Origin of the sequence: Pseudoxanthomonas sp. LH2527 (assembly GCF_022539275.1) — a bacterium.
Classification (GTDB): Bacteria; Pseudomonadota; Gammaproteobacteria; order Xanthomonadales; family Xanthomonadaceae; genus Pseudoxanthomonas_A.
Window position 1 is genome coordinate 1 of record NZ_JAKZBW010000018.1, and the last position, 20908, is coordinate 20908.

At 69.8% G+C, this 20908-nt stretch carries 19 protein-coding genes and 1 pseudogene; 12 read left to right on the forward strand and 8 right to left on the reverse strand.

What is annotated here, in order from left to right; translation table 11 throughout:
- A pseudogene (locus tag MMG85_RS10885) lies at positions 1-105 on the forward strand (IS110 family transposase); the annotation flags it as partial.
- A 76-nt stretch (positions 106-181) separates the two neighbouring features.
- Here MMG85_RS10885 and MMG85_RS10890 read toward each other — a convergent pair.
- From MMG85_RS10890 to MMG85_RS10900, 3 genes are read right to left on the reverse strand one after another with little or no spacing between them, the layout of a single operon-like run.
- Complete coding sequence (locus MMG85_RS10890; RefSeq protein WP_241046062.1) at positions 182-412, reverse strand: RNA-binding S4 domain-containing protein; 231 nt, start codon at positions 410-412, stop codon at positions 182-184.
- 20 nt (positions 413-432) lie between these two features.
- The gene (locus MMG85_RS10895; protein WP_241046063.1) at positions 433-1104 is read right to left on the reverse strand and encodes a serine/threonine protein kinase; all 672 of its coding nucleotides are present in this window, start codon (positions 1102-1104) and stop codon (positions 433-435) included.
- A 28-nt stretch (positions 1105-1132) separates the two neighbouring features.
- A complete protein-coding gene (locus tag MMG85_RS10900) occupies positions 1133-1636 on the reverse strand; it encodes a sigma-70 family RNA polymerase sigma factor (RefSeq protein WP_241046064.1) in 504 nt (167 codons plus the stop codon).
- Between the two features lie 189 nt (positions 1637-1825).
- Between MMG85_RS10900 and MMG85_RS10905 the strand changes: the two genes are divergently transcribed.
- From MMG85_RS10905 to MMG85_RS10930, 6 genes are all read left to right on the forward strand, one after another.
- The gene (locus MMG85_RS10905; protein ID WP_241046065.1) at positions 1826-3733 is read left to right on the forward strand and encodes a DEAD/DEAH box helicase; all 1908 of its coding nucleotides are present in this window, start codon (positions 1826-1828) and stop codon (positions 3731-3733) included.
- Positions 3734-3867: 134 nt separating this feature from the next.
- A complete protein-coding gene (locus MMG85_RS10910) occupies positions 3868-5520 on the forward strand; it encodes a GGDEF domain-containing protein (protein WP_241046066.1) in 1653 nt (550 codons plus the stop codon).
- A gap of 133 nt (positions 5521-5653) precedes the next feature.
- Positions 5654-8071: an EAL domain-containing protein gene (locus tag MMG85_RS10915; RefSeq protein ID WP_241046067.1), complete on the forward strand. Its 2418-nt coding sequence runs from the start codon at positions 5654-5656 to the stop codon at positions 8069-8071.
- A 40-nt stretch (positions 8072-8111) separates the two neighbouring features.
- Entirely contained in the window at positions 8112-8831 is a 720-nt protein-coding gene (locus MMG85_RS10920; RefSeq protein ID WP_241046068.1) for a pseudouridine synthase, read from the forward strand.
- Between the two features lie 90 nt (positions 8832-8921).
- Positions 8922-9992, forward strand: a complete 1071-nt coding sequence (locus tag MMG85_RS10925) for a sensor domain-containing diguanylate cyclase (protein WP_241046069.1) — start codon at positions 8922-8924, stop codon at positions 9990-9992.
- A 94-nt stretch (positions 9993-10086) separates the two neighbouring features.
- Positions 10087-10509 carry a universal stress protein gene (locus MMG85_RS10930; protein ID WP_241046070.1) on the forward strand — a complete coding sequence of 141 codons (423 nt, stop codon included), beginning with the start codon at positions 10087-10089 and terminating at the stop codon, positions 10507-10509.
- A gap of 12 nt (positions 10510-10521) precedes the next feature.
- On the opposite strand, the gene MMG85_RS10935 is transcribed toward MMG85_RS10930, so the two are convergent.
- Positions 10522-11571 (reverse strand): DUF1176 domain-containing protein, encoded by a 1050-nt coding sequence (locus MMG85_RS10935; RefSeq protein ID WP_241046071.1) that lies wholly within the window; start codon positions 11569-11571, stop codon positions 10522-10524.
- Positions 11568-12515 carry a DMT family transporter gene (locus MMG85_RS10940; RefSeq protein ID WP_241046072.1) on the reverse strand — a complete coding sequence of 316 codons (948 nt, stop codon included), beginning with the start codon at positions 12513-12515 and terminating at the stop codon, positions 11568-11570. Before MMG85_RS10940 ends, MMG85_RS10935 begins: the two co-directional genes overlap by 4 nt.
- A gap of 105 nt (positions 12516-12620) precedes the next feature.
- Here MMG85_RS10940 and MMG85_RS10945 point away from each other — a divergent pair, with 105 nt between their 5' ends.
- Together MMG85_RS10945 and MMG85_RS10950 are read left to right on the forward strand one after the other, a co-directional pair.
- Positions 12621-13265, forward strand: coding sequence for a Pr6Pr family membrane protein (locus MMG85_RS10945; RefSeq protein ID WP_241046073.1), 645 nt, complete (start codon positions 12621-12623; stop codon positions 13263-13265).
- A 206-nt stretch (positions 13266-13471) separates the two neighbouring features.
- Positions 13472-14773, forward strand: coding sequence for an MFS transporter (locus tag MMG85_RS10950; protein ID WP_241046074.1), 1302 nt, complete (start codon positions 13472-13474; stop codon positions 14771-14773).
- 133 nt (positions 14774-14906) lie between these two features.
- On the opposite strand, the gene MMG85_RS10955 is transcribed toward MMG85_RS10950, so the two are convergent.
- The gene (locus tag MMG85_RS10955; protein ID WP_241046075.1) at positions 14907-15725 is read right to left on the reverse strand and encodes a DUF72 domain-containing protein; all 819 of its coding nucleotides are present in this window, start codon (positions 15723-15725) and stop codon (positions 14907-14909) included.
- Between the two features lie 72 nt (positions 15726-15797).
- On the opposite strand from MMG85_RS10955, the gene rraA reads away from it, so the two are divergent.
- Positions 15798-16274 (forward strand): ribonuclease E activity regulator RraA, encoded by a 477-nt coding sequence (gene rraA, locus MMG85_RS10960; RefSeq protein ID WP_241046076.1) that lies wholly within the window; start codon positions 15798-15800, stop codon positions 16272-16274.
- A gap of 363 nt (positions 16275-16637) precedes the next feature.
- Here the strand turns inward: rraA and MMG85_RS10965 are convergent, their stop codons facing one another.
- Positions 16638-18449 carry a DUF885 domain-containing protein gene (locus MMG85_RS10965; RefSeq protein WP_241046077.1) on the reverse strand — a complete coding sequence of 604 codons (1812 nt, stop codon included), beginning with the start codon at positions 18447-18449 and terminating at the stop codon, positions 16638-16640.
- A gap of 112 nt (positions 18450-18561) precedes the next feature.
- Between MMG85_RS10965 and MMG85_RS10970 the strand changes: the two genes are divergently transcribed.
- Positions 18562-18912: a GFA family protein gene (locus MMG85_RS10970; RefSeq protein WP_241046078.1), complete on the forward strand. Its 351-nt coding sequence runs from the start codon at positions 18562-18564 to the stop codon at positions 18910-18912.
- A gap of 52 nt (positions 18913-18964) precedes the next feature.
- Positions 18965-19855 carry a DUF2785 domain-containing protein gene (locus MMG85_RS10975; protein ID WP_241046079.1) on the forward strand — a complete coding sequence of 297 codons (891 nt, stop codon included), beginning with the start codon at positions 18965-18967 and terminating at the stop codon, positions 19853-19855.
- 16 nt (positions 19856-19871) lie between these two features.
- On the opposite strand, the gene MMG85_RS10980 is transcribed toward MMG85_RS10975, so the two are convergent.
- Complete coding sequence (locus MMG85_RS10980; RefSeq protein WP_241046080.1) at positions 19872-20807, reverse strand: LysR substrate-binding domain-containing protein; 936 nt, start codon at positions 20805-20807, stop codon at positions 19872-19874.
- Positions 20808-20908 lie beyond the last annotated feature (101 nt).

Sequence of the window (20908 nt, forward strand, 5' to 3'; positions counted from 1 at the left end):
CGAGGTAAACCCGCCAAGGTGGCCCTGGTGGCATCCATGCGCAAACTGCTGGTCATCCTCAACGCCCGCATGCGGGACCATCTCAACGCCTCCCAAACAGCCTGAATCAAGACAGTTGCTCTCCCCGTTGCACGGGGAGAAGGGGGCATGACATAGCGTGCTTTTCCCGATGCGTGGCGGCTCAGCCTCCGACAGCGCGTATCCGGATCTCGGCCTCGTCGATCCGCACCACTTGACCGGCGCGGATCTTGGCGGTCTTGCGCAGTTCCACCGCGCCATCCACCGTCACCGCGCCGCTGGCCACGATGGCCTTGCCCTGGCCGCCGCTGTCGGCGATGCCGACCAGCTTGAGCAGTTGGTTGAGTTCCACGTACTCGTGGCCGGCGTCCAGGTCGAAGTCGATGCGTTGCATGCGCGCAGTGTACTGCCCGCTCACTCGGCCTCGAAGCGCGCGACCTCGTCGATCCGCGCCTGCGCGCGGCGCAGGCTGCCGCCGGTGACGCTGTCCTCCATCGCCTTGGCCAGGCGCGGGCGGGCAGGGTTGCGCGACCAGCGGTGGAACCCGACCGTTGCCGCCAGGCCGACGGCGCCCACTCCCAGCCCGATCCAGGCGATGCCGGGTGCCCTGGCCAGCAGGTCGCCGCCGCCCAGGCCCGCCAGCACCACCAGTACCGGCACCCACATGAACCACCACGGCAGCCCGGTCAGCATGCCGTTGATGATGTAGGTGCGGCGCACGGTGGCGAGGCGCTTCTGGATCTCGACGATCGGTTGCGCGTAGTCGAGCTCGCGGATGCGGCGCAGGGTTTCCCCCGCCATCGCGACCGTCGCGATGCCGTACAGCTGCACCACCACGCCGGACACCAGCACCGTCCAGGGCAGGCCGTCGGCCGACTGGCCGCCGCGGATCCACAGCAGGCCGGCGAGCAGGATGAAGGGAATGCCGAACAGCACCTGCACCACCTGCCCCCACACCAGCGGGCGCAGGCTGGACAGGGCGCGCTGCTTGCGCTGTTCCAGCAGCACATGCGCCTGCAGCGCGTCGTGCCGTTCCAGGCGGCGCGACAGCGTCTGCCACGCGAGTTTCAGGTCATCGGGTTCCATGGTCGTCGTTCCTTGCGGGGTCATCGGGTCAGAGTTCGTTGCGCAGGCGCTGCTTAAGCCGGCTGATCTTGGTGGCGACGTTGGTCTCGCTCAGGCCCAGCACGTCGGCCATCTCGCGGTGACTGCGGTCGTCCAGATAGAGCAGCAGCAGGGCGCGGTCGAGCGGCGGCTGCGCGTGGATGAAGCGATACAGCAGGTCGACCTGCTGGCGGCCTTCGTGATCGTGCGCATGCGGGTCGGCAACGTCGTGGTGCTCTTCGTTCCACGCCTCCGACGACGGTCCGCGCGTGCGGCTGCGGACGTCCGAGATCGCCACGTTCAGCGCGATCCGGTACATCCACGTGGCGAAGGGGCGGGCGGGGTCGTAGTCCGGCCAGGCCTTCCACAGCTGTGTGGCGATGTCCTGCATCAGGTCGTCGCGGTCGTCGGGGTGCCAGGCGTAGGTGCCGGCGACCTTGGCGACGATGCCGCGATGTTGCTGCAGCAGCGTCTGGAAGCCGTCACGGCGGGCCGTGTCCGTCGGGGATGTCATGGCAAGGCTCGATTCCATTCCTGCACCGGGTCGATTGTGCGGTCTGCAAGGTGATTCGCCGGCGCGGGGAAAACATCACAGCGCCCTTGCATGTGAACGCCCGGGCGTGCTGCGACGCGACAGGAGGCCCCCGAAGGGGCACAATACGCGGCTCGGCGTGCGGCTCCGCGACGCCCCCGGAGTCTCCGCATGTCCACCGAATCCCCCTCGCCCGCCCCCCTCCTGTTCGCCGACCTCGGCCTGCCGGACACGGTCATGGCCGCCGTCACCGCGGTGGGCTACGAAACCCCGTCGCCGATCCAGGCGGCCACCATCCCCGCCATGCTGGCCGGCCGCGACGTGCTGGGCACGGCGCAGACCGGCACCGGCAAGACCGCCGCGTTCGCGCTGCCGGTGCTGGCCAACCTCAAGCCGGGTGCCGGCGGCCCGCAGGCGCTGGTGCTGGCGCCCACGCGCGAGCTGGCCATCCAGGTGGCCGAGGCGTTCCAGAAGTACGCCGGCAAGATCCCCGGTTTCCACGTGCTGCCGATCTATGGCGGCCAGAGCTACTACCCGCAGCTGCAGGCGCTGAAGCGCGGCGTGCATGTCGTCGTCGGTACGCCCGGCCGCGTCATCGACCATCTCGAGCGCGGTTCGCTGGACCTGTCCGGCCTGACCACGCTGGTACTGGACGAAGCCGACGAAATGCTGCGCATGGGTTTCATCGACGACGTCGAGACGGTGTTGAAGAAGACCCCGGAGACGCGCCAGGTGGCGCTGTTCTCGGCGACCATGCCGCCGGCCATCCGCCGCATCGCGCAGACCTACCTGAAGGAACCGGTGGAGGTGAACATCGCCTCCAAGACCACCACCTCGGCCAACATCCGCCAGCGCTACTGGTGGGTCAGCGGCATGCACAAGCTGGACGCGCTGACCCGCATTCTGGAAGTGGAACCGTTCGACGGCATGATCGTGTTCGCCCGCACCAAGGCGGCGACCGAGGAACTGGCCGACAAGCTGCAGGCCCGCGGCCTGGCCGCGGCGGCGATCAACGGCGACATGCAGCAGGCGGCGCGCGAGAAGACCATCCAGCAGCTCAAGGACGGCAAGCTCGACATCCTGGTGGCCACCGACGTGGCCGCGCGCGGCCTGGACGTGGAGCGCATCAGCCACGTGCTGAACTACGACATCCCGTACGACACCGAAAGCTACGTGCACCGCATCGGCCGCACCGGCCGCGCCGGCCGCACCGGCGACGCGATCCTGTTCGTCACCCCGCGCGAGAAGGGCATGCTGCGGTCGATCGAGCGGGCCACCCGCCAGCCGATCGAAGAAATGCAGCTGCCCACCGTGGAAGCGGTCAACGACCGCCGCGTGGAGAGGTTCCTGGCGCGCATCACCGACATGCTGGCCTCGGGCAAGGCGGGCGAGTTCCGCGCGCTGATCGAACGCTACGAGCGCGAGCAGAACGTGCCGGCGGTGGACATCGCGGCCGCGCTGGCGCAACTGGTGCAGGGCGACACGCCGCTGCTGCTGTCGCAGGAACGCACGCCGCGCGAGCAGCGCCCGGTGCGCAGCGAGACCTACGGCAACGCACCGCGTCGCGAGCGCGACGAGCGTCCGCGCCGCGAGGACGGCCCGGGCGAGCGCCCGGCGCGCACGTTCGACAAGCCGGAGCGCTCGAAGATCGAGCGCCCCGACACCGACCGCCCGCGCGCCGACAAGCCGCCGCGGACCGACAAGCCGGAGGTGGGCATGGAGACCTACCGCATCGAGGTGGGCCATGCCCATGGCGTGAAGCCGGCCAACATCGTCGGCGCCATCGCCAACGAGGCCGGGCTGGAAAGCCGCTACATCGGCCGGATCGACATCCAGCAGGAATACACCACGCTGGACCTGCCCGAAGGCATGCCGCGCGAGGTGCTGATGCACCTGAAGAAGGTCTGGGTGTCGGGCCAGCAGCTGCGCATCCACAAGCCGGGCGAGGGTGGCGGCGACGCACCGCCGCGCCGCTTCGGCGGGCCGGGTGCGGGCAAGGGCAAGCCGCGCGGCGACAAGCCGTTCGGCGCGGGCAAGCCCGCCGGCAAGCCGCACCGCAAGGGACCGCCGCGCGAGTGAGGCGCTCCGGCGTGCGGGCGCCGGACGTAATGCGGGTTCCGGCGCCAACGCGCCGGCCATGGCACGGAAGTTGCATTTCGTAGACGCAAGCCAGCACACCGGAGGTCGGGAAGCGGCGACGTACCGGAGTGTCTGTGAAGGGGAATGGGGGACGAATCGGCGGGATCGCGGGGTGGCTGCTGCTGCTCGCGGCCCTGTCGTGCCCGGCGCTGGCGACCCCGCAGGCGGGCCGTGACTATCTGGTCACCGGCGCCCCCACGTCGGAACAGGCCCCGCAGCGTCACTGCACGCCCGCCATGCAGGCCGGACTGACCCAGCGGGTCGAGATTCCCGCGCCGCCCGGCGGCTGGTCGGGCGCGCCGCAGGCCATCAACGTGTTCAACATCTTCGCCGGCGAAGTACGCGTGCATCACGGCGACCGTGAGATCTGCGGCCGCATGCACGACGCACGCACGCGCGATTCGCGCTTCCGCGCGGGCGTGGGCATGGTGGTGGTGCCGCCGGCCGGCAACCGCGAACCCATCCAGGTCGGCTGGGAAACGCCGCTGAAGCCGGGCTGGATCCCGACCGTGCGGATCGGCGCGCCGAGTCCCGTGCAGCAGTTCGACACCGCGCGCCTGCTGGTGCGCACGGCCTGCGTGGCCATCGCCATCGCGCTGGCCTTCATGGCGCTGATGGGATTCCTGAGCACGCGCGACCGCGCCTTCTTCGGCTACACCCTGCTGTGCGCGCTGAGCGTACTGGGACAGTCGGTGCTCAGCGGCCTGAGCGGCTATCCGGAGCCGTGGCTGCCGGTCGACGGCCAGGAATCGCGCTGGCTGGTGGCGTTCTCGTGCCTGGGCCTGCCGGTGCTGCTGTACGTGATGTGGCTGCTGGTCGGCGGCGCGCGTTTCTGGCCCACCACGCGGCGCTGGCTGCCGTGGCTGACCGCCGGCCTGTGCGCGCTGGGCCTGGCGACGGTCTGGCTGCCGCCTGCGGGCCTGTCCCGGCTGGCCATCGCGATGGATACCGGCTTCGTGGTCGGCTGCGTCCTGGTGTTCGCGCTGGGGCTGGCGCTGCTGCGCCGCCACCGCGCCGATGCGACCGCGGCGCTCGCCGCGGTGCTGCCGTTCCTGACCATGGCCGCGATGGACCTGGCCGACGCCTGCCTGCTGATCGAATACCGCGTGGAAGCGATCCAGCTGTCCATCACCTGGTTCCTGACCGTCAGCGCCTACGTGCTGAACCTGCGGCTGGGGCAGCTGCGCCGCCAGCGCGACGAGATGCGCGCACTGGCCGACACCGACGAACTGACCGGCCTGCCCAACCGTCGCGCCGGCCTGAAGCGGCTGGAACAGCACATGCGCGATGCGCGTGCCGGCGACGAGACGCTGGCGGTGGGCTTCCTGGACATCGACCTGTTCAAGCGCATCAACGACGTGCACGGGCACGAAGCCGGCGACCGCGTGCTGGTGGCGGTGGCGGCGACGCTGACCGCCGCCGTGCGCGACCCGGCGGACGTGATCCGCATGGGCGGCGAGGAATTCCTGGTGCTGCTGCCGGGCATCGGCGGTTCGACCGCGCGCGCGCGGCTGGAGGCGATGCGCAACCAGGTGAGCGCGGCCGGCAGCGGACTGGGCATCGAGGGCCTGGCGGTGACCGCCAGCATCGGCCTGGCCACGCTGGCGGAAGAAGACGCCGACGCGGCATCGCTGCTGCGCCGTGCCGACGAGGCCATGTACCGGGCCAAGCGCGCCGGCCGCGACCGCGTGGTCGATGCCGAAGCTGCGCCGGACGGCGACAACTGACGCAGCGCGGCCAGCAGACGGCGGATCGCGTCTACACCGGACCAGCGGCCTCAAGCCGCCGGCCGGCGGGCCGATGAAGCAGGGGGAAGTCCGGTGTCGGGCCGTCCTTCCCCGCGGATCGACAGGAGCAAGCGTGCACAACGGGGAAGCCAGCGTCCGGAACGGGTCCGGCCGCGACCAAGACGACCGTAGCCTGCGGCGGCTGCCGGCCCGGGTGCTGGCGCTGATCGTCCTGTTCGCACTGGGCGCCACGCTGACCGCCGCCGTGCTGGAGACGCAGGCGGGCGCCACCGCCTACATCATCGGCGAGAGCCACTGGTCGAAGGCGCACCAGCGCGCCGTGCTGGGCCTCTACCGGTATGCCGGCCATGGGCGCCAGGCCGACCTGGACATCGCGCGGGACGCCTTGCGCGTGCCGCTCGGCGACCGCGCCGGCCGCCTGGCGCTGGAGCAGCGTCCCGTGGATCTCGCCGCCGCCCGGGCGGGCTTCCTGCAGGGCGACAACGCGCCGGAGGACATCGGTCGGCTGATCTGGATGTACCGCGCACTGGCGCGGGCGCCGTACTTCCGCGATTCCGTGCGCCTGTGGCGCGAAGCCGAGATCGAGATCGACCAGCTGGTCGCGCTGGCCGACACGCTGGAGGCGGAGATCGCGCGAGGCCCGCTCGATACCGCCAGCGTGCTGGCCTACCGGCGGCAGTTGCTGGAGATCGATGCGCGCCTGCGGCCGAAGGAGCTGGCCTTCTCGCGTTCGCTGGCCGATGGCGCGCACTTTATGCGGCGCACGCTGCTCGCGCTCAGCGCGCTGGTCTTCCTGGTGCTGTGCGCGTACGCGCTGCACGTGATGCGCAGCACCTTGCACCGCGTGCGCGAGACCGAGAGCGAGTTCCGCATGGCGTTCCACCAGTCGGTGGTCGGCATGCTCAAGCTGGACCGCCATGGCCGCTTCACCCAGGCCAACGAAGCGCTGGCGCAGATCCTGTCGCTGCCGCTGCACGACCTGCGCGCATGCCGCCTTCACGACGTGATGCATGCCGATGACCTGCACCGCACGGAGGCCGGCGGCATCGACTGGCTGCGCATGCTGGAGCCGGGCGAACGTCGGCTGGTGCGCCTGGATGGCGACGTGCGGTGGGTACGCTGGACGGCCTCGATGGTGGCCGGCCGCACGCCGGCGGACGACCAGGTCTTCGTGCTGGCCGAGGATGTCTCCGAAGCGCACGAACTGGCCTGCGAGATCGCCCACCAGGCCAGCCACGACGAGCTGACCGGGCTGATCAACCGGCGCGAGATCGCGCGCCGCCTGGACTGCGCGCTCGGGCAGGCCAAGGGGCGGCACACGCTGTGCTACATCGACCTGGACCAGTTCAAGCTGGTCAACGACACCTGCGGCCACGAGGCTGGCGACCGCTTCCTGCGCCATTTCGCCACCACCGTGTCCGCACAGTTGCGCCGCGGCGACTGGCTGGGGCGCCTGGGCGGCGACGAGTTCGCCATCCTGCTGCACGACACCGTGCTGGAAGAAGCCGAGGTGGCGATGGCACGCATCCATGCCTCGCTCGCGCATGCCGGCTTCGTCTGGGGTGGCCGCACGTTCGGCTTGAATTGCAGCATCGGCGTGGCCGAGATCAACGACGACGCGGTGGACGTGGACTGGCTGCTGCGCGCGGCCGACGCGGCGTGCTACGTGGCCAAGGAAGAAGGGCGCAACCGCATCCGCTGCTATCGCGAATCCGATCCCAGCCTGTCGCGGCGGCGGCGCGAACTGGAGTGGGTGGCGCATACGCAACTGGCCATCGCCGAAGACCGCCTGCTGCTGTACGCGCAGCGGATCGTCGCACTGGATGGCAGCGACCACCTGCAGTACGAGGTGCTGGTGCGCCTGCGCGACCGCGACGGCCAGCTGCACGCGCCGGGTGTGTTCCTGCCGGCGATGGAGCGCTACGGGCAGGGCATGGCGGTAGACGGCTACGTGGTGGATGCGCTGTTCCGCCACTTCGCCGGACATCCCGCGCACCTGGCCACGCTGGAGCTCTGCCACGTCAACGTGTCGGCCCAGTCGATCGCCGAGCCGGCCTTCCTGGACCATGTCACCGCGCTGCTGGACCAGCACCCGGCGGTGGCGCGCAGCCTGTGCTTCGAGATCACGGAAACGGCGGTGATCGCCAACATGGACGATGCCTGTCGTTTCATCGGCGCGGTCCGCGCGCGCGGCTGCCGGATCGCGCTGGACGACTTCGGCAGCGGCCTGTCCTCGTTCGGCTACCTCAAGCGGCTGGCGGTGGACATCCTCAAGATCGACGGCGCCTTCATCCGCGACCTCTCGCAGGGCGATGCCGACCTGGCGCTGGTGCGGTCGATGAGTCAGATGGGCCAGGCGCTGGGCAAGGTGACCATCGCCGAATGGGTGGAGTGCGCATCGGTGATGGCGCCGCTGCGCGAGCTCGGCATCGGCTATGTGCAGGGCTATGCCGTGCACGTGCCGTGTCCGCTGTCGGAACTGACCGCCAGCTGGGGCCATGCCGGCACGGCCCTGGCCGAATCGGCCTGAGGACGGCGACGCCGCCGCGCCGATCCCGGATAATGGCGACATGACCACCCGCCTCAACAAGCACATCGCCGAAACCGGCTTCTGTTCCCGCCGCGAGGCCGACCGCCTGATCGCCGAGCGCCGCGTGACCGTCAACGGCATCGCCGCCGGCGTCGGCGCGGTGGTGGGCGAGGGCGACGAGGTGCGCGTGGACGGCCAGGCGATCAAGGCGCGCACGGTCAAGGCCGGCAAGCGCAGGCACGTCTACATCGTGCTCAACAAGCCGGTCGGCGTGACCTGCACCACCGAGTCGTCGGTGAAGGACAACATCGTCGACTTCATCGGCCACGAGCAACGCATCTTCCCGATCGGCCGCCTCGACAAGGATTCGGAAGGGCTGATCCTGCTGACCAGCAACGGCGACATCGTCAACCAGATCCTGCGCGCGGAAAACCGCCACGAGAAGGAGTACCTGGTGGCGGTGAACAAGCCGGTGACCGACGAGTTCCTGCGCGGCATGGCGCGCGGCGTGCGCGTGCACGGGCAGATGACGCTGCCGTGCAGGACCAGCCGGATCGCCAAGTTCGGCTTCCGCGTGACGCTCACGCAGGGGCTGAACCGGCAGATCCGCCTGATGGCGGCGGCGTTCGAGTACCGCGTCACCCAGCTGCGCCGCGTGCGCATCGACAACATCAAGCTGGGCGACCTGAAGGCCGGGCGCTGGCGCAATCTCACCGACCAGGAACTGCGTGGCCTGCTGCCGCAGCAGGAGAGCTGGTGAAGCGATAGCGTGACCGCGGTCGCGGTCGCGCGGCGTAGCTGCCGGAAGAACGCGGGCATACTGCCGCGGTCCCGACTGCCGAGCCATGGCATGAGCCGCCCGTCCAAGCCGGACAACGAAGAAGCCCGTCTGGCCGCCTTGCGCAGCTTCGACATCCTCGACAGCGAACCCGAGCGCGCATTCGACGACCTGGTCCGCATCGCCGCCGGCATCTGCGGCGTGCCGATGGCGGCGGTCACCCTGATCGACCGCGACCGCCAGTGGTTCAAGGCGCAGGTGGGCATGGAAAGCCCGGATCCGTCGCTCGATACCTCGTTCTGTGCGCACACGGTGCTGGATCCGGCCGCGGCGACCGTCGTGCCCGATGCGACCCGCGACCACCGCTTCGCCGACAACCCGCTGGTGGCGACCGCCAACGGCATCCGCTTCTATGCGGGCGCGCCGCTGGTGACGCAGGACGGCTTCGCGCTGGGAGCGTTGTGCGTGGTGGACGACCAGCCGCACGAACTGGCGCCGTTCCAGTTGCAGGCGCTGGATGCGCTGTCGCGGCAGATCGTGCAGCTGCTGGAACTGCGCCGCGTGAGCAAGCAGCTGCGCCACCAGTTGCACGAGCGCGCGTGGTACGAGCAGCAGATGCAGCGTTACCAGGACCAGCTGGAGCAGCAGAACGCCGATCTGTCCGAACAGACGAAGACCGATCCGCTGACCGGCCTGCCCAATCGCCGCGCCTTCGCCGCCGCGCTCGACGGCGCCATGAAGAAGGCTGCGCAAGGCGGTGATCCGCTCGCGGTCGCGGTGCTGGACGTGGACCACTTCAAGACCGTCAACGATATCCACGGGCACGACGAAGGCGATCGCGTACTGGTTGCGCTGGCCGACATGCTGAAGTCGCAGGCGGCCGGCCGCGGGCTGGCGGCGCGCCATGGCGGCGAGGAGTTCGTCATCCTGATGCCGGGCGCCACGCTGGAAGAGGCGCGCCTGCAGTGCGAGTTCATGCGCCAGGCCGTGGGCCTGCTGCCGATCGGCCTGCCGGTGTCGGTCAGCATCGGGCTGGCGGCGCGCGGACGCGACGATACGGCGGAGACCCTGTTCCGCCGCGCCGACCAGGCGCTGTACGAAGCCAAGCGCGGCGGCCGGGACCGCGTGGTCGCCGCCGCCTGACTTTGATCGCGATCAATGCGCACCGCGACCGGCGGGCGCATGCTGGGTTTGTCGGCGGCGCATCGTGTGTCCGCCCAGCACGCGGAGCACGACGATGAAGATCCTGTTGGCCGTGGATGGAAGCGAGATCGGGCTGGCCGCCGTGCGGCACCTGGTCGAGTTCGGCAAGTCGCTGGCGGAAACGCCCGCCGTCACCCTGCTGTATGTCGATCCGCCGCTGCTGCGCTCGGTCGCGCTCGAACTGGGCAGCGACGGCGTGGAGCGCTACCACGCGGAAAATGGCGCCTATGCCATGAAAAAGGCGCGCACGGCACTGAAGCGCGCGCAGCTGCCGTTCGCGGAGAAGATCGTGGTGGGCGAGCCCGCGGAAAGCATCGTCAAGCAGGCCAAGGCGACGAAGGCCGATCTGATCGTCGTCGGCACGCATGGCCGTGGCGCGCTGAAGCAGTTGTTCGTCGGCTCGGTGGCGCTGAAGGTCATCGCGTTGAGCCCGGTGCCGGTGCTGGTCGCGCGCTGAACCGGGTGCGGCTCAGTCGCCGCGGCTGCGCCACAGCGCCGGCCATTCGCCGGGCGCGCCACCGCGGCAGCGGTCGAGCAGGTGATAGCGCTGCAGTCGGAAGTCGCGGCCGTCGTAGGTCCACGACGCGCTCTCGCCGCAGTCGGCGATGCCGCGCCCCTTCGCCATGTGCGACAGGTGGCCGGCACTGAAGTCGACGTTGGTGAAGGCGTCCACCACCCGGCGCTCGCCTTCCACGTGCGCCGGCAACGGCAGGCGCAGGCGCATCGCCGTGCCGCTGCCGTCGCGGCGCGTGCGGAACAGCAGGCTGGACGACTGGTAGGCGCCGCGCCAGCACTCCAGCATCACCAGCGCCTCGTCCCCGTCGAGGGCGCCTGCGGCATCGAACGCCTCCGCCGGGTCGACGAAGCAGTCTTCGCGTACCACCTCAGGCGCCGCCTGCAGGCGGACGCGCGCGATCAGCGCCTGCGCCTCGTCCTCGCCCAGCGGGGGCGCGGGCACCGGCGGCACCGGTGCCGGCAACACGGGAGCCGCCGGCACGCGGGCGGCCGGCAGCGGACCGCGCCGGCGCAGCGCGGTGACCGTGTCCAGCCGACCCTGGGTTTCGTCGATCAGCAGCAGCGCCGCCGACAGACCGGTCAACGACGCGGTGGGCGCGTCCTCGCCCGTGCCGGCCTGCAGCTGCGCCCCGTTGCGGATGGCCTCGAGGAAGGCGCGAGCCTGCGCGCCATCGCGGCCGATCGTCTGCATGCCCTCACCGGGCTGCACCAGCGCGGCGGCTGCGAACCGCGCACCGTCCAGGCGCAGGCCGCGCGGATCCACCGGCGCGTCGGATTCCAGCGTCAGGGCGGGTTCGGCCGTCGGCCCGCCTTCCAGCACCAATCGGAGCACGAGCTGCGGATAGGCGTAGTGCATGCCGATCGCCTCGCACCGCGCACCGTTGTCGCAGGCCACCACCCAGTCGCCGAACGTGCGGTACACCGGCGTGGCCGCGGCGCACGCCAGTGGCAGCGCGAGCAGGAGGAGTGTGGCGGACGCGAACAGGGAGCGGCGTGGCTTCATTCGACGACGTTCTTGGCCTCGGAGGTGCCCAGGATCTCCGGGTGCTCGATGCGCTTCGGACGTTGCACCAGCGGATGCAGGAACACCGCGGCGAGGATGATGCCCACGCCCAGGTAGAACAGCGGCGTGAGTTCGCGCTGTTCGCCCAGCAGCACGATGGCCAGCACGATGGCGTAGACCGGCTCCAGGTTGGTCACCAGCTGCACGCCGTACGCGCTGAGATGCTTCAGCGCGACCAGCGACAGCGCGAACGGCAGCAGCGTGCAGGCCAGCGACAGCACCACCAGCAGCGCACCGTCTTTCAGGCCGGGCAGCACGAACAGGTCGCCGGCGAACGCCGGGAACAGCATCGGCATCACCGGTGCGAGCAGGGTCAGTAGGAGCGTGCCCGCACCCAGTTCCAGGCCGGTGATGGTCAGCGGCTCACCATGGTCGATCAGGCGCTTGTTGAGCGGGCCGAACACCGCCACCAGCAGCGCCGACAGCGCGCCCACCAGCACGCCCAGCCGCATGCCGTCGGGAATGCCGCCGACCACCAGCGCCACGCCCGGCAACACGGCGACGCCGAACAGCAGCTCGCGCCAGGAGAACGGCCGCCGCGTCAGCCACGGTTCGATCACCGAGGTGAAGGCCGGCGCCAGCGCGATGCAGGTCACCGCGACCGAGGCGTTGGACAGCTTGATGGCGCCGTAGAAGGTCAGCCAATGCAGCGCCACGATCACGCCGATGCCGCAGTAGGCGAGGATCAACGTGGCCGACATCGCGCGCAGGCCGCGCCAGACCCGCGGCAGGAAGGCCAGCGCCACCACCACGATCAGCATGCGCCACCACACCAGCGGCAGCGCCGACAGGCTGATCAGCTTGCCCAGGATCGGGGTGAAGCCCCACAGCAGCACGCACAGGTGGATCTGCAGCTGGGCCTTGGCGGTCGGGGTCATCGGCATGGCGCGCATTGTCGCCGAAGCCTCGCGTCGCCGCGATGGGACCACTCCCGACCGCCCGGCCGCCGTGGCAAGCTAGCGCCATCGCCGCGCGCCCAGGGATGCACGATGCCGTCCACACACCTGCCCAGCGGGCACCGGGCCATTGCCGTGCTGGTCGCCGCGTTGGCGCTGTCGGCCCTGGTGCTGCAATACGTGCTGATCCTGCGGCTGACCCGCGACAACGTCGGCATGGCGCTGGGCACGGTGCGGTTCTTCAGCTACTTCACCATCCTCAGCAACCTCGCGGTGGCGCTGGTCGCCTTCACCGCCGCTGCCGGGCGGACGGGGTTCCTTGCGCAGGCCCGCGTGCGCGGTGCGGTCGCGCTCTACATCGGCGTCACCGGCAGCATCTACTTCTTCATCCTGCGCCACCTGTGGCAGCCGCAGGGCGCGCAATGGTGGGCCGATACCGGCCTGCACTATGCGGTGCCGCTGGCGTACTGGGCGTGGTGGCTGGCGTTCACGCCGCACGGCAGCCTGCGCTGGCGCGAGGTTGCCGGCTGGTTGCTGTTCCCGCTGGCCTACGTGGCCTGGGTGTTCGTGCGGGGGGCGTGGCTGGGCGAATACCCGTATCCCTTCATCGATGTCGGCCAGCTGGGCTGGGCGCAGGTCGGGGTCAATGCGCTGGGCGTCATGGCGGTGTTCGTGGTGCTGGGGTTTGTCATCGTGGGCCTGGACCATCTACTTGGCCGGCGTCGGCGTCCTCTGTAGGAGCGACGTGAGTCGCGACCGGACACGGGCCTCGCCCGTGCACATCGGCGAACCGACGGACTGCGGATGATGCAGCTTCACCTGACCGGAAAACGCGCGGTCGCGACTCACGTCGCTCCTACAGCGGATCATGGTGGCGCTGGACGCATGCCGTGCTGCGTGCGATGTTCGCGCGCCATGACCGTGCCGACGTACAGGATCACCGCATGACATCCGGCAACACCTCGCCTTCGATCCACCGTCCCTTCGACCGTCGCGATGCGAGGACGCTGGGGCTGTCGGCGCTCGGGGGTGCGCTGGAATTCTACGACTTCGTCGTGTTCGTGTTCTTCGCCAAGGCGCTGGGCGCCTTGTTCTTCCCGCCAGGCACGGAGCCGTGGCTGGCGCAGCTGCAGGTGTACGGCATCTTCGCCGCCGGTTACGTGGCACGGCCACTGGGCGGCATCGTGATGGCGCATTTCGGTGACCGGCTGGGGCGCAAGCGGATGTTCACGCTCAGCGTTTTCATGATGTCGGTGCCCACCCTGCTGATCGGCCTGCTGCCCACCCATGCGCAGGTCGGTGCGCTGGCGCCGCTGCTGTTGCTGGCCATGCGGCTGGTGCAGGGCATCGCGGTGGGCGGCGAGGTGCCGGGTGCGTGGGTGTTCGTGGCCGAACACGTGCCGCGGCATCGCGTCGGTATCGCCTGCGCCACGCTGACGGCGGGGCTCACGGCGGGCATCCTGATCGGCTCGCTGCTGGCAGCGTGGATCAACGCGCATTACACGGCGGAGCAAGTACAGGCGGGGATCTGGCGCGTGCCGTTCCTGCTCGGCGGCGTATTCGGTTTCATCGCGGTGTGGCTGCGCCGCTGGCTGGAGGAAACGCCGGTGTTCGTCGAGATGCGCGAGCGCAAGCAGCTGGCGCGACAATTGCCGGTGAAGCAGGTCCTGGCCGCGCACCGCCCCGCGGTGGTGCTGTCTATGCTGGCCTCATGGCAGCTGACCGCGGCCATCGTGGTGATCGTGCTGCTGACGCCGACGCTGGTGCAGACGGGGTTCGGCATCGACGCCGCCACGGCCTTCCGTGGCAACAGCCTGGCAACGCTGGCGTTGGTGTTCGGCTGCCTGGCGGCGGGCTGGGCGGTGGACCGGATCGGCGTGGGTCTTGCGCTGCTGCTGGGCTCGCTGGGCTTGGGGATGGCGGCATACGCCCTGTATGGCGCGCTGGCGTCGGGGCATCACGATCATTTCGTCGCCTGGTACGCGCTGGCCGGCTTCTGCTGTGGCGTGACCGGCGTGACGCCGGCGCTGATGGTCGCGGCATTCCCGCCCGAAGTGCGCTTCTCCGGCCTGTCGTTCTCGTACAACGTCGCGTACGCGGTATTCGGCGGCATGACGCCGCCGCTGATCGCCTGGCTGTCGGCATCGTGGGGCCGGATGGCGCCGGCACACTATGTCGCCTTCACCTGTCTGGTCGGCGTTGGTGTGGCCACGTACGTGCTGGTGAAGCGGCCGCTGCGGTACTGATGGGGATTCCCGCCCTGTAGGAGCGCCCCATGGGCGCGATGCTCTTTGCCGGTCTGGCGTCGAGAGCAGAAGCATCGCGCCCATGGGGCGCTCCTACAAAGTTGGATTGGCCCATCCTGTGCGTGCGGCGCTGCTACAGCCGCCGCATCAGCTCCATCGCGGCGGCGGGATTGCGTTCCTTCGCGCTGCTGATGAAGTAGACGAACACATCCCGCCGCGGCAGCGCCGGTGCGGGCTCGCCCACATGCGGCAGCTCGGCGATGTCCTCCCCGTGCGACCACGCGCATGCGCGTTCGGCCCACAGTGCCAGTTCCTTTGGCGGGTAGCCGGTGTCGATGGGCTGCGAACGCATCAGTCGCGCGTAGACGAAGTCGGCGGTGAGGTCGGCGAAGGACGGATACTCGGTCGAGTCGGTGAACACCGTGGCGACCTGGTGGCGGCGTGCGAGGTCGACCAGGTCGGCATCCACCGCCGCCGGATCGCGTACCTCCAGCGCATGCCGCAACGGCCGTCCGTCGATCTCGCGCGGCAGCAGCGACAGGAAGGCGTCCAGTTCTTCCGCATCGACGCGGCGTCCCGACTCGAACTGCCAGACCAGCGGGCCCAACCGCGTGCCGAGTTCGGCGATGCCGCCGACGAAGTCCTCCACCTGCGCCTGCGTCGAGGCCAGCGAGCGCGACTGCATGATGCGCTTGGGCGCCTTGGCCGAGAACACGAAGCCGTCCGGCGTCTGCTCGCGCCAGCTCGCGTAGGTGGCCGGCTTCTGCGCGCCGTAATAGGTGCCGTTGATCTCGATGGCGGTCAGCTGGCGGCTGGCGAATTCCAGCTCGCGCCGTTGCACCAGGCCGGCCGGGTAGAAGTTGTTGCGCCACGGCGCGTAGGTCCAGCCGCCGATGCCGACGCGGATGCCGTCGGCGGACACGGGAGGCGCGGAAGCGAAAAGGTCGTCCATGCGCGAAGCATAGCCCGGCGTGCGTCGCGCTCGCGTTACCATGCGGTCAGCCCGCGCCCTCGGAGAAGCCGCATGTCCTGGACCACGCCCGATCTGTGCGACCAGTTCCCTGATGTGCAGGTGGCCGAGCCGGTGTTCCGCGGCTACGGCGGCAACATCGCGTTCGCCGGCCAGGCGGTGACGGTGAAGTGCGTGGATGACAACTCGCGCGTGCGCGAACTGGCCGCCACGCCGGGCGAAGGGCGGGTCATCGTGGTCGACGGCGGCGGCTCGCTGCGGCGCGCGCTGCTGGGCGACCAGATCGCGGCCAATGCGGTGAAGCACGGCTGGTCCGGTTTCCTGATCTTCGGCTGCGTGCGCGATGTCGAGGCGCTGGCCACCTTGCCGCTCGGCGTGCAGGCGCTGGCCTCGCATCCGATGAAGACCGAGAAGCGCGGACTTGGCGACGTGGAGGTGCCGGTGGCGTTCGCCGGGCTGTCGATCAGGCCCGGCGACTGGATCTATGCCGATGCCAACGGCGTGATCGTGGCGAAAAGCCGGCTTCTGTAGGAGCGCCCTCGGGCGCGATGCTTTTCAATCGATGAAGCAACAGCATCGCGGGCATGGCCCGCTCCTACAAACGCGGCATGCGGCAGCGGTTATCGGATCGGTTCGCCAACATCGTGGCACAGGCGCCGCTTCTGTAGGAGCGCCCTCGGGCGCGATGCTTTTCGATCGATGAGGCAACAGCATCGCGGGCATGGCCCGCTCCTACAAACGCGGCGTGCGGCAGCGGTTATCGGATCGGTTCGCCAACATCGTGGCACAGGCGCCGCTTCTGTAGGAGCGCCCTCGGGCGCGATGCTTTTCGATCAATGAAGCAACAGCATCGCGGGCATGGCCCGCTCCTACAAACGCGCGGTGCGGCAGGTCTTATCGGATCGGCTCGTCCAGCATCAGCTGACGGACGAAGCGCACCGGCGGTGCGCCGTAGGACAGCACCTGATCGTGGTAGGCCTTCAGGTTGAACTGCGCGCCCTGCTTGGCTTCGGCGGCCTTGCGCAGGTCGAAGTGCTCCTGCACGCCGACGAAGTAGGTGGGCAGCTGCGCCGAGGTCAGTTGCGCGCGCGTCCACTTGCCGGCGGCTTCGCGCTCCTGCTGGAAGGTCTGGCGCACCATCAGGTCCATCGCCTGCTCGCGCGTCCAGCCGTCCACCTGCACGCCCTGGTCGAGGATCGCGTTGGCGATCGTGCGCAGGTAGAACTTCATCTGCACCAGGTGGAACAGCGGATCATTGTCCAGGTAGCCGGCGTCGGACATCATCTTCTCGGTGTAGACCGCCCAGCCTTCGGCGAACATGCCCGAGCGCAGCACGGCGCGCAGCGTGGACGGGAACTTGGCCGAGTGCCAGCCTTCCAGGTAATGGCCCGGCGTGCCTTCGTGGATGCTCAGCAGGTGGATCATCCGGCTGTTGTATTCGCGCAGGAAGGAATCGACCTGCGTCTGGTCCCAGTCTTCCGGGATCGGCGAGACGGCGTAGAACGTCTTCAGGTGCTTGTCGAGCGGACCCGGCGAATCGCAGTAGGCCACCGCCACGCCGCGCTGGAACTCCGGCATCTCGATGATCTCGACCGGGGCGTCTGGCAGGGTCACCAGGTCGTGCTTGCGGACGAACTCGGTGGCCTGCGCCAATGCGGCTTCGGCATCCGGCACCACCTTGTCGCGCGCGGGGCGCTCGGCATAGGCCAGTTCCAGCGCGGCCTCGATGGCCTTCTGCTGTTCGTCGGCGGTGGGGGCTTCCGGCAGCGCCGGCGCGCCGGGCTTGTCCTTCAGCACGGTGCGGGCGATGCCGTACATCGCTTCGCGCACGCGCTTGAGTTCGCCCTCGGCGCGCTGCTTGATGTCGGCGCGCGACAGCGACGACAGCAGGGCGAACTGCAGCTTCTGGTCGTACAGCGTCTGGCCGATGCGGAAGTCGCCCTTCGCGTTGGGCACCAGCGTCTTGTCGAGCCAGGCCTGGTGTTCGGCGACGGCCTTCTTCAGGCCCTCGATGGCGGCCTGCGCCTGCGCGCGGTCGGTCTCGGGCAGGTCCTTGAGGTTGGGGGTGATGAAGGTATCGACGATGCTGAGGAGGCCGGCGTTCTGCCTGGCGACGGTCTCGGCATGCACCTTCGGGACGCGCGCGGGATCGAGGTTTTCGCGCGCCTGCGCCAGCAACGTGGGGATCTTCTGCATGCGCGCGGTCGCGGATTTCAGGCGCTCGGGCAGCGGCGCGAACTCGCGCGCCATCAGGCCATAGAGGGCGCCACCGGCGACGTTGTTGTAGACCTGCGGATCCCACGCCCAGCTCTGCAGTGTCTCGGCGGTCCAGATGTCGTACTGCAGCTGGTTGCGCAGGATGGCGGCGTCGACCTGGTTCTCGCGCGACAACGCGGCGATGTCCATCGCGTCGAGTTCGGCCAGGGTCTTCTTGCTGAAGGCCAGGCTCTTCTGGCGACCATCGGCGCTCAGGTCGTCGAGTTCACCGTCGTACATGTGTTCGCCGATCTGCGTGGCGCTGACCGGCGACAGCTGCAGCCAGCCTTCCAGCGCCCGCTTGGACAGCTCGGCGAACGCGGCATCGGCCTTGGCGGTATCCGCGGCGGTGGCGGTGGCATCCGTACCGGGGGCGACGGTGGGAGCTTCGCTCTTCTGGCAGGCGGTCATCGAAGCCAGCAGGGCGGCGGCGAGCAGGGTCTTGCGCATGGGAATCCTGTTGCGTTGCACGGGGTCGGAGCGGACAGGATAGGCCGGAGGTCATGCCCCTGCCCCTGCCATTCGATATACGCTGGCGCACCGGACGCCGGAGAACCGTGACATGAAGCACGAGGGAAGCTGCCATTGCGGCCGCATCGCATTCGAGGTCGAGGGCGACATCGCCGAGGTCATCGACTGCAACTGTTCGCTGTGCCGGCGCCGCGGTGGCCTGCTGTGGTTCGCGCCGCGCGAAGCGCTGGTGCTGAAGACACCGGAAGCCGACCTGTCCACCTACACGTTCAACAAGCACCACATCCAGCATCGCTTCTGCGCGACCTGCGGCATCGCCCCGTTCGGCGAGGCCGCGCATCCTGCGACCGGCGCGCAGATGGCGGCCATCAACGTGCGCTGCCTGCCCGGCGTGGATCTCGCCGCGGTGAAGATCATCGCCTTCGATGGCGCCGGCGCCTGATCGGGGCGGGCACGCGGCGGGGCGCAAGACGGGTGGCACAGGAGCCGGGGAGATGACGATGCGTTTGCGGGCGTGGCTGGTGTGGGCGGGAATGCTGCTGCCGTGGCCGGCGCAGGCGGTGTGTCCACCCGAGGGCACCGATCGGGGTTCGTTGCAGATGGCGCGGGAACAGAAATTCGCCGTGCCCGACGACGTGCGTGCCGCCCTGGTGGCGGCACTGCCGGCATGCCTGGCCGATCCCGATCCCGCCCTGCGCGATGGCGTGGCCTACGAGGCATTCAGCGCCTGGCTGCGCGCGGGCCAGCTGGACATCGAACAGCGTCGCGCGTTACGCGATCGCCTGTACGCGATGCTGGGCGAGCAGGACGCCGGCGGTTTCGGCCCGCCGTTCGCGGCGCTGGTGTTGTCGGAAGTCGCGCGCACCGATCGCGTTGCGCCGTGGATGTCGGTCGACGAGCGTGCCGACATGGTCGCGCGTGCCGCCGCCTATCTGGCGTCGGTGCGCGACTATCGCGGGTTCGATGCGGACGAGGGCTGGCGGCATGGCGTGGCCCATGGCGCGGACTGGCTGCTGCAACTCGTGCTCAACGCGCAGGTGGATCGCGCGCAGGTGGAGACGTTGTTGCAGGCGGTGGCCGAACAGGCGGTGCCGGAAAGCGCGCATGCCTATGTCTTCGGCGAGCCCGGACGGTTGGCGCGGCCGGTGCTGTACGCCGCCCGGCGCGGGCTGCTGGACGAGGCGGCGTGGACGCGCTGGTTCGGCGCGTTGCCCACCAGGCTTGGCATCCCGAAGCAGACCTACGCCGACCCGGTCTGGCTGGCGCGGCGGCATGACCTGATGGCCTTCCTGATGAGCGTCCATCTGGAAGCCGACCAGTCGGACGATCCCGGGATCCGCGCGCTGAAGCCGGCGGTGCTGCAGACGCTGAAAGCCGTGCCCTGACGATGGGCCATGGGCGTCAGCTGTCGCGACGGCCGAGGACATCGTCCGGCATCGGCGGCAGCGGCGTGCGTTCGTCGCGCGCCTCTTCCTTCAGCCAATCGATGAATGCCTGTGCGGCCGCGCTCGGCGGCTTGTGCGTCGGGTGCACCGCGTAATACGCGAAGCGGGCCTTCAGGGCCGGGCCGGGCAAGCGCACCAGTTCATAGCGTTGCAGATAGGGCTGGGCGACATGCCGGCGCGCCAGCGCCGCGCCCACGCCGTAAACGGCGGCGCGCATCGCATCGGTGCTGTCGTTGAAACTGTGCATCGGCGGCAGCCGCAGGCCGCGCACGCCGGCCGCGCGGAACCAGTCGCGCCAGCCCTGCAGGGCGAGGTCCGTCACCAGCGGCAGCTGCGCGATCTGGCGCGGCTCCCGGATGGCGTCGAGGCCGGGCAGGGCAGGCGAGGCGACCGGGAACAGTTCGTCGTCCATCAGGTGGTGCGATGTCAGCCCGGCCCAGTGGCCCGGCCCGTGGCGGATGCCGAGTTCCGGTCCTTCGTCGTCGAAGCGCGTCAGCGCGATGCCGGTGTCCACGTGCAGGCGGACATGCGGGTGACGCGCGCAGAAGCGTGGCAGGCGCGGCAGCAGCCAGCAGTACGCCAGCGAGTGCAGCGTGGTGATGCGCAGGGGGGCGGTCCTGCCGGCCAGGCGCAGATGCGAGGCGACCGCATCGATGTCGCCGAGCGCCGCATTGGCGGCGTCGGCCAGTTGCCGGCCCTCGGTGGTGAGCTGCACGCCGCGCGCATGGCGATGGAACAGCACCACGCCCAGCAGGCCTTCCAGTTTGCGTACGTGGTGGCTGACCGCGCTGGCGGTGAGGTGCAGTTCCTCGGCTGCATGGGCGAAGTTCTGGTGGCGCGCGGCGGCGGCGAACACGCCCAGGGCGGGCAGCAGGGCAGGGCGCAGGCTCATGGCGTCTCCAGGCACAAGCCAGATTTGTGGCTCGCACGCATCGTACGCGCTTGCGGCGGCGGGGGCTTGTTCCAGAATGGCGGCAGGCACGAACGAGGAGT